The sequence below is a fragment of the Microbacterium sp. BDGP8 genome, from assembly GCF_029991045.1.
Taxonomy (GTDB): domain Bacteria; phylum Actinomycetota; class Actinomycetes; order Actinomycetales; family Microbacteriaceae; genus Microbacterium; species Microbacterium plantarum.
The window spans coordinates 2314111-2327148 of the sequence record NZ_CP120712.1 but is presented as its reverse complement, the minus strand read 5'-3'; the positions used below and the strand labels follow the sequence as shown (position 1 = coordinate 2327148).

The window sequence follows — 13038 nt, the reverse complement described above, 5'->3', positions numbered from 1 at the left end:
GCCCGCGCGCGGGCTACTTCAGCTGTGCGCTGATGACCGACATCACCGCGGTGTCGGCGAGTGTCGTGGTGTCGCCGACCTCCCGGCCCTCGGCGACATCCCGCAGCAGTCGTCGCATGATCTTGCCCGAGCGGGTCTTCGGCAGCTCGCCGACGATGTAGACGTCGCGGGGCCGTGCGATGGGTCCGATCTGCTCGCCGACCCATTGCCGGAGCGACGTCGCGAGACCGTCTGGAGAGTGGGCGTCGAGGTAGCTCTGCTTGATGATCACAAAGGCGACGACGGCCTGGCCCGTGGTCTCGTCGGAGGCTCCGACGACGGCTGCCTCGGCGGTGGATTCGTGCGCGACGAGTGCGGACTCGATCTCGGTCGTCGACAGGCGGTGGCCCGAGACGTTCATGACGTCGTCGACGCGGCCCATGAGCCAGATGTCGCCGTCGTCGTCGAGCCGGGCGCCGTCGCCGGCGAAGTAGTAGCCCTGCTTCTGGAACTTCTCCCAGTAGGTCTCGACGAAGCGGTCGGGGTCGCCCCAAATGCCGCGCAGCATGCTCGGCCAGGGCTCGGTGATGACGAGCAGCCCGCCGTTGCCCTCGCCCACGCGGTTGCCCTCCTCGTCGACCACATCGATCGAGATGCCGGGGAGAGCGACCTGCGCCGATCCGGGCTTGGTCTCGGTGACCCCCGGCAGCGCGGAGATCATGATCGCGCCGGTCTCGGTCTGCCACCACGTGTCGACGATGGGCGCCTTCTTGCCGCCGATGACCTTGCGGTACCACATCCACGCCTCGGGGTTGATGGGCTCGCCCACCGAGCCGAGGAGGCGGATGCTCGACAGGTCGTACTGCGCCGGAACCTGACGGCCGACCTTCATGAAGGACCGGATCGCGGTGGGGGCGGTGTAGTAGATCGTCACGCCGTACTTCTGGATGATCTCCCACGAGCGGCCCGAGTGGGGCGTGTCGGGGGTTCCCTCATAGAGCACCTGTGTCGCGCCGTTGGCGAGCGGTCCGTACGTGACGTAGCTGTGGCCGGTGACCCACCCGATGTCGGCGGTACACCAGTAGACGTCCGTCTCGGCGTGCAGATCGTGCACGACGCGGTTGGTGAACGCGGCTTGCGTCAGGTATCCGCCGGAGGTGTGCAGGATGCCCTTCGGCTTTCCCGTCGTGCCCGAGGTGTACAGGATGAACAGCGGGTTCTCGGCGGGGAACGCCTGCGCCTCGTGATCGGGGGATGCCGCGGGCACGACGTCGTGCCACCACAGGTCGCGCTCGTCGTTCCACTCGATGTCGTTCCCGCCGCGCCGCACCACGATGACGTGCTCGACCGTGAGCTGCGGACCGGCGCCCCGATCGGCCAGCGCCTGGTCGACGGCGGGCTTGAGCGGCGAGACCTTGCCCTTGCGATAGCCGCCGTCGGCGGTGATCACGAGCTTGGCGCCGGCATCGTCGATGCGGGTCCGCAGGCTGTCGGCCGAGAACCCGCCGAACACGACCGAGTGCACCGCGCCGACGCGGGCGACGGCGAGCATCGCGGCGACGGCCTCGGGGATCATCGGCATGTAGATCGCGACGCGGTCTCCCTGCTCGATCCCGAGCTCTGTCAGGACGTTGGCCAGGCGCTTGACCTCGTCGGTGAGTTCGCCGTAGGTCACGGCGCGGTCATCGCCCGGCTCGCCCTCCCACAGCAGCGCCACACGGTCGCCGAGGCCGGCCTCGACGTGACGGTCGAGGCAGTTGTACGCGACGTTCAGCTCACCGTCGGCGAACCACTCGGCGAACGGGGGATTCGACCAGTCGAGTACCTGCGTAAAGGGCTTGTGCCAGTGCAGCTCCCGGGCCTGGTCTGCCCAGAAGCCCTCGCGGTCGGCTGCGGCGCGCTCGTAGAGCTCGGCGGTGCCGACGGCGGATGCGGCGAACTCGGGCGACGGCGCGAACCGCCGGGTCTCGGTCAGCAGGTGGTCGATCTGGCTGCTCATACGGCACGCTCCTTCGCGGTCGATGGCGCCCGCGCGCGGGCGGCGTGCGGTCAATCTAGACCGCGGCGAGATCAGGAGACTACCGCCGATAGTGGGTGGTCATGCCGAGGGTGGTGTGGGCGCGCGGTGATTGGGTAGCAGCCGGTTCGACAGCGTAAGCTGATCCGTGGCTGCGACATCGTTCGCGCCCGTGGCGGCCCGACCTACCCCCCAAGCGGCGGGACGTTGCGTGGGCGGCACCCCTATCCCCCAATGTGGGGTGCCGTCCTTCTTCTTTTCTCCCGGGTTTCACGCGGCGAGGTGGTGCTTCCACTCGTCCGGCAGCGCACGGTGGGGCCGCAGCGGCGAGAGAGCGAACGCGGCCGCTGCGAGTGTCAGCAGCAGAGGCGACAGCAACAGGGCGACACCGTTCGATGCCGCGCTGCCGACGATGCCCGCGACGAGTGCCCCGAGGGGCATGGCGCCCTGCGTGACGAATCGGTTCGCGGCGGTGGCTCGTCCCATCAGCTGCGGCGGAGTCACCTCGGCGCGCAGGCCAGCGGAGCTGATCATCGTCGTCACGACGATCAGGCCGAAGGCGAAGCTCGACCCCGCGACGAACACGACCGAGGGAAGCGGCACCACGTACGCCGACGGCAGGATCAGTGCGGCCACGGGAAGCAGGCAGTATCCGGTGAGCATCGTTCGGATGGGACCCAGGCGGGTGCGGATCCGCATGGCGACGAACGACCCGATGATGGCCCCGGTCGCCCCGATGCCGCTCGCGAGCGCGTAGCCGCTCGCGGTCATCCCGAGGTCGTCCAGCGCGACGAGAAGGATCAGCGTTGCGAAGACGCCGGCGCCGGCGTTGATGAGGGCATTCGTGACGAGCATGGTCCGGAGAACGGGATGCCGCCGGGCGAACGCGATCCCCTCGACGAGCGACGCCCAGAACGGGGGAGGGGCGACACCCTTCTCGCGAGGCTCCGGTGCGCGGATGAGCGAGGCCGCGACGGCGGCCAGGATGCCGGTGACCGACGTGATGACGTAGAGGAGCGGTGCGGCCAGGCGTGTGAGCACGGCTGCTGCCAGCGCGGGGCCGACGACCTGCATCGAGGTGTCGGTCGACTGGATTCGAGCCGTTGCCTCGGATACCCGCGACGGCCCGACGATGGCCGGGGTGAACGCCGTCTGCGCCGTGTCGGAGAATACCGACGTCACGCTGATGATCGCGGCGACCACCATGAGCTGCCACACCGAGAGCCAGCCGGCGATGTACGCGACCGCGACGCTCGCCGCAGCGACAGCACGGATGAGCTCGGTGCACACGAGGACGGGCCTCTTAGGCCACCGATCGACCCAGACGCCGGCCGGGAGACCGATCACGAGATAGGCGCTCAGGCCGAGCGCGGAGATGACACCGACCTGCCACGCCTCGGCTCCGAGGACGGCCACCGCCGTCACCGACAGGGCGAGTGTCGTGAACTGGCGCCCGGCCTCCTGGAGGGCGTTCGACGCCCACAACCATCGGAAGCCCCTGTTGCGGTGAACCGCACCGGACGACTCGTCCTGAACCACCATGCCAGTGTCTCGTTCCGGTTCCTCCCCAACGGGGATAAGACACGGCTTGTGCCACGAATGGCGGCGGCCCGCGAATGAGGGCGGGGGCGCTTTCTAGTGTCGGGGCATGGCATCAGCATTCGTCGTCGTTCCGCGCCCGGGCTCCGCTGCGGCCTCACGCGGCGAACCGGCGTCGGTGCCGGGACCGCGGCGACAGCTCCCCGATGATGCGGCGCTCGACCCGCTGCGCGAGTACCTGCTCGATCCCGATGTGACGGACGTCTTCGTCAACGGGGAACGCGGCGTCTTCATCGACCGCGGTCGGGGCGCCGAGGCCGTCGAGGGGTGGTGTCCGAATGAGGCGGAGGTGCGCGCTCTCGCCGTCGCGTTGATCGCCCTCGGCGGGCGTCATCTCGACGACGCTACGCCCTGTGCCGACGTGCGCTGGGCCGGCGGCATCCGGGTGCACGCCGTGCTTTCGCCGGTGGCCTGCGAGGGGTCGGTGATCTCGATCCGGCTCCCCGCGGTCGAGCAACTGAGTCTCGCCGATCTCGAGCAGCGAGGCATGTTCGACACCGCGGTCGCCGCGGACCTTCGTCGGCTCGTCGAGGAGCGGACCAACCTCCTCGTCACAGGGGCGACGGGCGCCGGCAAGACGACGCTCCTCGCAGCGCTGCTCTCGGCCGCGAGCCCGACCGACCGGATCGTCACGATCGAGGATGTCGCCGAGCTTCGGCTCGATCACCCGCACCATGTGAGGCTCGAGGCGCGCCAGCCCAATCTCGAAGGCGCCGGAGCTGTGCCGCTCGCTCGGCTGGTCCGGGAGGCGCTGCGCATGCGGCCCGATCGGCTCGTGGTGGGCGAGTGCCGCGGCGAAGAGGTCCGCGAGTTGCTGACCGCCCTCAACACGGGGCACCAGGGCGGAGCAGGGACGGTGCACGCGAGCGGTCTGGCTGAGGTCCCGGCCCGGCTCGAGGCGCTCGGTGCGCTGGCGGGCCTCGACGATCACGGCGTCGCCCGCCAGGTGGTGAGCGCGATCGGCGCGGTCGTCCACGTAGGAAACGTCGACGGTGTGCGACGGGTCATGGGGATCGCCCGCCCGGTCCTCCGGGACGGGCGCCTCGGGATCGAGGAACAGGCATGACGCGGACTTGGCGCTGGCGCCGTTCCGCGGCTGAGTCGGATGCTGCAGCGGCGGATGTCGCACCCGTCCTGCATCGTCTCGCCGTGCTCCTCGAAGCAGGCATCGCACCCGACCGGGCCTGGGAGCACCTCGCCGCCTCGGGTGACTCGGCACCTCGGCGCGTGCACGAACGACGACGAGCGGGCCGACCGCTCGCCGACGCCATCGCTGCCGAGGAGGGCGCCTGGCGCGAGGTCGCCGAAGCCTGGCAGGTCGCGACGACGGTGGGCGCCCCGCTCGCGCGCACGCTGCGCGGGATGGCCGAGGCGCTCCGCGACGCCGAGGCAGCTCGTGACGACATCCGCGTCGCGCTCGCCGAGCCGACGGCCACGGCGCGCCTGGTCGGGTGGCTGCCGCTCGCCGCCGTCGCGCTGGCACTGCTGCTCGGTTTCGATGTGCTCGCCACGCTGCAGCACCCTGTGGGCGCAGCGTGCCTCGTCGTCGGGGCGCTGCTGATGGTGGGCGCGCACGTGTGGACACGTCGTCTCGTAGCTCGCGCCCGGCCGGGCGGTGGTATCCCGGGCATGTCGGCGGAACTCCTCGCGATCGCGCTGTCGAGCGGCGTATCGATCGGCCGTGCGGAGGAGGTACTGGCATCCGTCGACGTCTCGCCGGCGGATGCCGACCGAGACGTCCTCGATCTCTCGACCTCGGCAGGCGTGCCGGCGGTGGACCTTCTGCGCGCCACCGCGGAGCTCGAGCGCCACCGCGCCCGCATCGAGGGGCGGATGCGGGCGGCGCAGCTGACATCACGGCTGCTGCTGCCGCTCGGGGTCTGCACCCTGCCCGCGTTCCTCCTGATCGGCGTCGCGCCGATGCTCCTCAGCGCGATGACGAGCACCTCGGTGACGCTGTGACGTCGCTACCCCCGCGCGAGCGCGCTCACGTCCGACCAGACCCAGACCGTGCCCACCGTGCCCGATCCGAACACTCAACGACAGAACGGAGCGAACATGAACCGATCCCTTCCTCGATTGACGCGAGCGCGCGCTGCGAGGCTCTTCGCCGACGAGTCCGGCGCCGCGACGGCGGAGTACGCCATCGCGACGATGGCCGCCGTCGCCTTCGCGGGCCTGCTGGTGATGATCATGCGCAGCGACGAGGTGCGCGGCATCCTCACCGATCTCGTGCGGCGGGCGTTGACCGTCGAATGAGGTTACGCCGAGACGAGCGCGGCTCGGTGGCCGCCGAGTTCGCGGTCGTCGTTCCGGCGGCGATGCTCCTGGTGCTGCTCGCCGTCGCCGCGTTGGCGGCGGCGGGCACGCAGATCCGGCTCGAGCATGCGGCTGCTCAGGCCGCGCGGCTCGTCGCGCGGGGCGAGGATCCCGGGCGGGCGGCGGCGGTGGTGCAGGCCGCGGCAGGGGGTGCCGTGCTCGACGTGCGATCCGAGGCGGACCTCACGTGCGCGATCGTGACGGCCGATCATGCGATCCCGCTGCCGCTGCCGTCACTGCGCGCGGAGAGCTGCGCGCTCTCCGGAGGGCTCTGATGGCGGGCGTCGCGACGGCCATCGGCGTTCTGGCAGTGACGGCGACGGTCGCGGCGGGCTGCGCCCTGGCGGGAGTCGCGGCGATCCAGTCGGCGCGGGTGTCTGCCGTCGCCGACACGGCGGCGCTCGCGGCGGCCGATGCCGCGCTCGGGTTCGTCGGGGGAGTGCCGTGCGAGCGAGCCGGGCACGTCGTCGCACGGTCGGGGCTCGCGCTCACCGCGTGCGAGGTGGACGGCGTGGTCGCCACCGTCGCGGTCGGGTCGTCGGCCGGCGTATTCGCCGTTCAGGCGCGCGCCCGGGCCGGCCCGCCGGAGTGACTCATTCGATGTCTCGACCGCGGTCGTGAACCCGCCGCCCAGGGGAGCGGCCCGGTCGCCTCAGCCACCGGGCCTGGCCGAGTGGGACTGATCAGGAACCGCCGGCTTGCTGCGATCGTAGGAGGCGCCCGGCATCCCGCGCGTGCCGGTCATCCGCAATGCGTGATTCCCGGCTGAACCCCGTCGCATCGTGCCGTCGCAGACGGGCCTGTGAAGGGTGTATTCCGCGTGCCCGCGCGCGCCCGCGCGGCTCGTGAGTCCTGGCATGCCGACGGGAGGATATGGCGCGCCGTTCCCAGCATCCTCCACCGTGTGGCGCGTGTATGGTGTGCGCTGGAGAAAGGAAGACTCGTGGCAGGCGGCAAGAAACTCGTCATCGTCGAGTCCCCGACCAAGATGAAGTCGATCCAGGGCTACCTGGGCGACGAGTACGAAGTGCTCAGCTCGGTCGGGCACATCCGGGACCTCGCTAAGAAAGAGGACATCCCGGCCGACAAGAAGCAGGCGTACGGCAAGTACTCCATCGACGTCGAGAACGGCTTCGATGCGTATTACGTGGTCAGCGATCGCAAGACCAAGACCGTTGCCGAGCTCAAGCGCGCCCTGAAGGACGCCGACGAGGTCCTGCTCGCCACCGATGAAGACCGCGAGGGCGAGGCGATCGCCTGGCACCTGCTCGAGGTGCTCAAGCCCAAGGTCCCCGTCAAGCGCATGGTCTTCCACGAGATCACCAAGGACGCGATCCGCGCGGCCGCCGACAACACCCGCGAGCTCGACCTCGCACTGGTCAACGCGCAGGAGACCCGCCGCGTCCTCGACCGCCTGTACGGGTGGGACGTCTCGCCCGTGCTCTGGCGCAAGATCGGTTCCGGCCGCGACGGCCAGGCGCTGAGCGCCGGCCGCGTGCAGTCCGCCGCCACTCGCATGGTGGTCGAGCGCGAGCGCGAGCGGATGTCGTTCGTCTCGGCGTCGTATTGGGACATCGAGGCCCACGCGGCGAAGGACGGCGGCTCGTTCTCGACCCGTCTGGCACGTCTCGACGGCGCCCCGCTGGCCCGCGGCACCGACTTCGATGACACCGGTTCGCTCAAGAAGGCGGTCGTCGTCCTCAGCGAGAAGGATGCCCGCGAACTCGCCGCAGCGATCGAGAAGGCCGCCACCGCCGCCGTCACCGCGGTCGAGGCCAAGCCCGGAACCCGCAGCCCCAAGCCGCCCTTCACGACCTCCACGATGCAGCAGGAGGCCGGCCGCAAGCTCTCGATGAGCGCCAAGCACGCGATGAGCGTCGCCCAGCGTCTCTACGAGAAGGGCTACATCACCTATATGCGTACCGACTCGACCGCGCTCTCGGCGCAGGCCGTGACGGCCGCGCGCACGCAGGCGGTCGCGCTGTACGGTGACCGTGCGGTTCCCGCGAGCCCGCGCTCGTACCGCAACAACGCCAAGAACGCCCAGGAGGCGCACGAGGCGATCCGCCCGTCGGGCGAGGAGTTCCGCACGCCTGCATCCGTCGCGTCCGGTCTCGACCGCGACGAGCAGCGCCTGTACGACCTCATCTGGAAGCGCACCGTCGCCAGCCAGATGTCCGACGCGAAGTACGAGACCACGACCGTCACGCTCGAGGTCGACGCAGCCGGCAAGCGGGCCGCTTTCACGGCATCCGGCACCGTCTACACCTTCAAGGGCTTCCTCGAGGCGTACGAAGAGGGCAACGACGAGAAGCGCGGCGACAACGACCGCTCCGCCGACCAGTCGCTGCCGGCCGTCGCCGTGGGCGACGAGCTCGCGCTGTCGGATGTCGAGCCCAAGGGGCACGCGACGAGCCCCAAGCCCCGCTACACCGAGGCGAGCCTCGTCAAGGCGCTCGAGGAGAAGGGCATCGGCCGTCCGTCGACCTTCGCGAGCATCATCGACGTCATCCTCGAGCGCGGCTACGTCACCAAGCGTGGCCAGGCGCTCGTCCCCAGCTGGCTCTCGTTCAGCGTCGTGCGGCTGCTCGAGCAGCACTTCTCCGACCTCGTCGACTACGACTTCACGGCCGCGCTCGAGGACGACCTCGACGCCATCGCCCGGGGTGAGCAGGCGCGCGAGGCGTGGCTGAAGGAGTTCTACTTCGGCTCGGACAACCACGTGGGCCTGCGCAACATCGTCGAGAACCTCGGTGACATCGACGCCCGCGAGCTCAACGCGACGCCCATCGGCGACGTGGCGACTCTGCGGTTCGGCAAGTACGGGCCGTACCTCGACGTCCCCGTCGGCGAGGGCGAGACGCGCATCGTCAACGTTCCGGACGATCTCGCGCCCGACGAGCTGACGCCCGAGAAGGCGCAGGAACTCATCGACGCTCCCGTCGCCGGTGACCGCGTCCTCGGTGAGAACCCCGAGAACGGCAAGCTCATCGTCGTCAAGGACGGACGCTTCGGCCCCTACGTGCAGGAGCTCGAGCCCGAGCCCGAGGAGACCGTCGACGAGGCGACCGGTGAGGTCGCCCCCGCCAAGAAGAAGACGACGAAGAAGAAGGAAGCGGCCCCCAAGCCGCGGACCGCGTCGCTCTTCAAGTCGATGAGCGTCGACACGGTCGACCTCGAACAGGCGCTCAAGCTGCTGTCGCTTCCTCGCGTCGTGGGCGTCGACCCCGAGTCGGGCAACGAGATCACCGCGCAGAACGGCCGCTACGGTCCGTACCTGAAGAAGGGCACCGACTCGCGCACGCTCGCGAGCGAGCAGCAGTTGTTCGACATCACGCTCGAGGAAGCCCTCGCCGTCTACGCGCAGCCCAAGTACGGCGCTCGCGCGGCGTCCAGTGCGCTCAAGGAGTTCGAAGCCGACCCCACCAGCGGCAAGCCGATCAAGCTCAAGGACGGCCGCTTCGGTCCCTACGTCACCGACGGCGAGACCAACGCGACGATCCCGCGCGGTGAGAACGCCGAAGAGGTCACGTTCGAACGCGCCGTTCAGCTGCTCGCCGACAAGCGCGCTAAGGGACCGGCGCCCAAGCGCAAGGCGGCGGCGCGCAAGACCACGACGACGCGCAAGCCCGCGGCAAAGAAGAAGTGACCGGCTCCGCCGACCGCGGACTCTGGATCACCCTCGAGGGCGGCGACGGGTCGGGGAAGACCACCCAGGCGACCGCTCTCGAGGCCTGGCTCCGCGAGAGCGGACGCGAGGTCGTTCGCACGCGCGAGCCGGGCGGCAGCGACGTGGGCGTGCTCATCCGCGACATTGTCCTGCACCACCGGGGAGACATCGCTCCGCGCGCCGAAGCCCTGCTGTACGCCGCCGACCGCGCTCACCACGTCGCGACCGTGGTCCGTCCGGCCCTCGTACGCGGCGCCGTCGTCGTGCAGGATCGGTACCTCGATTCGTCCGTGGCCTACCAAGGGGCCGGGCGGGTCCTGGATGCCGGTGAGGTGCGCGACCTCTCGCTGTGGGCCACCGACGGCGCGCTGCCCGACATCACGGTGCTGCTCGACCTCGACCCCGCCGCCGCCCGAGCACGTCTCGACGCCGACGACAAACCGTTCGACCGGCTCGAGGCCGAGAAGGCCGATTTTCACGAGCGTGTGCGCACCGCCTTCCTCAGGCTCGCCGCCGCGGAACCCGAGCGGTTCCTCGTGCTCGACGCATCCCGTCCGCCGGTCGACCTGTCCGTCGAGATCCGCGCACGCGTCGAACGTTCGCTGCGCGGCTGAGTCGGCGCGGGCGGCGGACTGTGGCCCGCGCGGCGCGGGGTAACCGAGGTCGGGGGCTCCCCGTAGGCTGGACCCATGACCGCCTCCGCTCCGCTCGCGCCGCCGTGGGGCGAGGTCTGGGGTCAGGACTCGGCCGTCGCGGCGCTGCAGGCCGCGGCATCCGACCCCGCGCAGCTCGCGCACGCCTGGCTCATCACGGGACCGCCCGGCTCGGGGCGTTCGACGCTCGCGCACGCGTTCGCGGCAGCGCTGATCGCCGAGCCGGGGGATGAGGGCGCGATGCGGCAGGTCCTCGCGGGCACGCATCCCGATCTCACGGCCCTCCGCACGGAGGGCGTGGTCATCTCCATCCGTGACGCCCGAGCGCTCGTCGAACGGTCGTACTTCTCGCCGTCTCTCGGTCGCTACCGCGTCATCGTCGTCGAAGACGCCGACCGGATGGTCGAGCGGACGAGCAACGTTCTGCTCAAGGCTCTCGAAGAGCCGCCGGAGCAGACGGTCTGGGTGCTCTGCGCGCCGAGTGATGCCGATCTGCTGCCGACGATCCGCTCGCGCGTGCGAACTCTTCGACTGCGTGAGCCCGACGTGGCGGATGTCGCACGGCTCATCTCCGCGCGCACGGGCGTAGACGAAGCGGTGGCCGAGCAGTCCGCTCGTCTCGCCCAGCGCCACATCGGTATGGCCCAGCGCCTCGCGACGGATGCCGCCTCTCGGGAGCGCCGTGATGCGACGCTGCGCGCGGTGCTGGCGGTGCGCGGGGTGTCCGACGCCGTCGAGACGGCCGGTCGCATCGTGAGCGCCGCGACGGAAGATGCCAAGGCTCTGACGGCCGAACGCGACGAGTCCGAGCGAGAGGCGCTCCGGCGTACGCTCGGGGTCGCTCCGGGTGCACCCGTGCCGCCCGCCGTGCGCGGTCAGCTCAGCGCGCTCGAGGACGAGCAGAAGCGTCGGGCGACGCGCAGCCTGCGCGACGGCATCGATCGGGTCCTCACCGATCTCGAATCGATGTACCGCGACACGCTGATGCTGCAGTTCGGCCGGGAGGGCGACCTCATCAATCGCGAGCTGACGAGCGAGCTCGCCGCTCTCGCGTCGGCATGGACTCCCGACCGCACGCTCGTCGTGCTCGATCGCATCTCGGCCACCCGGAGCGCCCTCGAAGGCAACGCGGCCCCCCTGCTCGCCCTCGAGAGCATGCTCATCACCGTCGCCAGCGGAAGGACACCGTGAAAGCTCCCCGTCGTCTGGTCACCGTCATCGCGATCGCCGCGGCCACGGTGACGGTCCTCACCGGATGCGTCTTCAAGGGAAGCTCCGATCAGGCCTCGCCCGCGCCGAGCCGCACACCTGTCACCGAGGGCGTCTCAGCGGATCTGATGCCGTTCTACGGGCAGGAACTCGAATGGGAGTCCTGCGTGGGCGCCGACTCGGGTTCATACGATTGCACGACGGTGCGCGCGCCGCGTGACTGGAACGATCCGTCCGCGGGCGAGATCGAGCTCGCGGTCGTGCGGCGGGCGGCGGGATCGGGCGAAGCGCTCGGGTCGCTGCTGGTCAATCCCGGCGGTCCCGGCGCGAGCGGGTACGACCTGATCGCCGACAGCGCGCAGTTCGCGGTCGGGTCAGTGCTGGCCGACGCCTACGACGTCATCGGGTTCGACCCGCGCGGCGTGGGCCGCTCGAGCGCCGTCGCGTGCTTCGACGCCGCGGGCACCGACGCCTACTTCTTCGACATCCCGGCGGCGCCTCGGGGCACGCCGGAGTGGGAAGCGGAGTTGACGGAGCGCAACGAGCAGTTCGCCGCCGCGTGCGACGAGAACAGCGGCGGCATCCTGCCCTTCATCACGACCGAGTTCGCCGCGCGCGACATGGATCTGCTGCGTGCGGTGCTCGGCGACGAGAAGCTCAACTACCTCGGGTACTCGTACGGAACCTTCCTCGGGGCGACCTACGCCAAGCTCTACCCCGAGAACGTCGGGCGTCTCGTGCTCGACGGTGCGATCGACCCGAGCGTGTCGTCTCTCGATGTCAGCGCCACCCAGGCGGTCGGCTTCGAGTCGGCGCTGCGCGCGTTCATGGCGGCCTGCATCGAGGAAGAGGACTGCCCCTTCCGAGGGTCCGTCGATGACGCGATGACCGACCTCGGGACGCTGCTTGCGAGCGTCGACGCCTCGCCCCTGCCGGCATCCGACGGTCGCGGGCTCGGCGCCGACTCGCTCATGACCGCGATCATTGCCGCGCTGTACTCGCAGGACAACTGGCCGATCCTGCGGCAGGCTCTCTCGCAGACGCTGGCGGGCGACCCGCAGACGGCGTTCCTGCTCGCCGACTTCTACTACGCGCGCACGTCCGACGGGCAGTACTCGGACAACTCGTCCGAGGCGTTCCGCGCGTACAACTGCATGGACTACCCGGTCGAGAACGACCCCGAGGCCGAGGCCGCGTCGAAGGCGCGCCTCGCGGTGGAAGCGCCGACGGTCGCACCGTACTGGGAGGGCGTCGACGCCTGCGCAGTCTGGCCGTACCCGCCCACCGGTACCCGCGGCGAGATCACGGCCGACGGTGCCGCGCCGATCGTCGTCGTGGGCACGACCAACGATCCCGCCACTCCGTACGAGTGGTCGGAATCGCTCGCCGATCAGCTCGCCTCGGGCGTGCTCGTCACGCGAGAGGGCGAGGGGCACACCGGGTTCCAGAAGGGCAACTCGTGCGTCGACGACGCGGTCGAGGCCTTCTTCCTCGACGACACGGTGCCCGAGGACGGCCTCGTCTGCCGCTAGGTCTCTGCTCCCTCGGCATCCCCCCGGTCCCAGCTTGCCGCGTGAGGTCCCAGTTCGGCC

11 protein-coding genes are annotated in these 13038 nt (G+C 70.4%); 9 read left to right on the top strand and 2 right to left on the bottom strand.

Annotation, left to right across the window (positions count from 1 at the left end):
• Window positions 1–13: 13 nt before the first annotated feature.
• Complete coding sequence (acs, locus tag P6897_RS11335; protein ID WP_114588410.1) at window positions 14–1978, bottom strand: acetate--CoA ligase; 1965 nt, start codon at window positions 1976–1978, stop codon at window positions 14–16.
• A 288-nt stretch (window positions 1979–2266) separates the two neighbouring features.
• The gene (locus P6897_RS11330; protein WP_274178738.1) at window positions 2267–3538 is read right to left on the bottom strand and encodes an MFS transporter; all 1272 of its coding nucleotides are present in this window, start codon (window positions 3536–3538) and stop codon (window positions 2267–2269) included.
• 106 nt (window positions 3539–3644) lie between these two features.
• On the opposite strand from P6897_RS11330, the gene P6897_RS11325 reads away from it, so the two are divergent.
• The 9 genes from P6897_RS11325 to P6897_RS11285 all read left to right on the top strand — a co-directional run bounded on the left by P6897_RS11325 (window position 3645) and on the right by P6897_RS11285 (window position 12978).
• Complete coding sequence (locus P6897_RS11325) at window positions 3645–4661, top strand: TadA family conjugal transfer-associated ATPase (protein ID WP_274178737.1); 1017 nt, start codon at window positions 3645–3647, stop codon at window positions 4659–4661.
• On the top strand, window positions 4658–5557 hold the full coding sequence (locus tag P6897_RS11320; RefSeq protein ID WP_274178736.1) for a type II secretion system F family protein: 900 nt from the start codon (window positions 4658–4660) through the stop codon (window positions 5555–5557). The genes P6897_RS11325 and P6897_RS11320 overlap by 4 nt, the downstream gene beginning before the upstream one ends.
• Window positions 5558–5653: 96 nt before the next feature.
• Window positions 5654–5854 carry a DUF4244 domain-containing protein gene (locus tag P6897_RS11315; protein ID WP_114588405.1) on the top strand — a complete coding sequence of 67 codons (201 nt, stop codon included), beginning with the start codon at window positions 5654–5656 and terminating at the stop codon, window positions 5852–5854.
• Complete coding sequence (locus tag P6897_RS11310; RefSeq protein ID WP_274178735.1) at window positions 5851–6189, top strand: TadE family type IV pilus minor pilin; 339 nt, start codon at window positions 5851–5853, stop codon at window positions 6187–6189. Before P6897_RS11315 ends, P6897_RS11310 begins: the two co-directional genes overlap by 4 nt.
• On the top strand, window positions 6189–6506 hold the full coding sequence (locus P6897_RS11305; RefSeq protein WP_274178734.1) for a helicase: 318 nt from the start codon (window positions 6189–6191) through the stop codon (window positions 6504–6506). The genes P6897_RS11310 and P6897_RS11305 overlap by 1 nt, the downstream gene beginning before the upstream one ends.
• A 351-nt stretch (window positions 6507–6857) precedes the next feature.
• A complete protein-coding gene (topA, locus tag P6897_RS11300) occupies window positions 6858–9563 on the top strand; it encodes a type I DNA topoisomerase (RefSeq protein WP_282501277.1) in 2706 nt (901 codons plus the stop codon).
• Window positions 9560–10198, top strand: coding sequence for a dTMP kinase (gene tmk / locus P6897_RS11295; protein WP_282501276.1), 639 nt, complete (start codon window positions 9560–9562; stop codon window positions 10196–10198). Before topA ends, tmk begins: the two co-directional genes overlap by 4 nt.
• Before the next feature lie 75 nt (window positions 10199–10273).
• Window positions 10274–11428, top strand: a complete 1155-nt coding sequence (locus P6897_RS11290; RefSeq protein WP_112617192.1) for a DNA polymerase III subunit delta' — start codon at window positions 10274–10276, stop codon at window positions 11426–11428.
• On the top strand, window positions 11425–12978 hold the full coding sequence (locus tag P6897_RS11285; RefSeq protein WP_282501274.1) for an alpha/beta hydrolase: 1554 nt from the start codon (window positions 11425–11427) through the stop codon (window positions 12976–12978). Before P6897_RS11290 ends, P6897_RS11285 begins: the two co-directional genes overlap by 4 nt.
• Window positions 12979–13038: the final 60 nt, after the last annotated feature.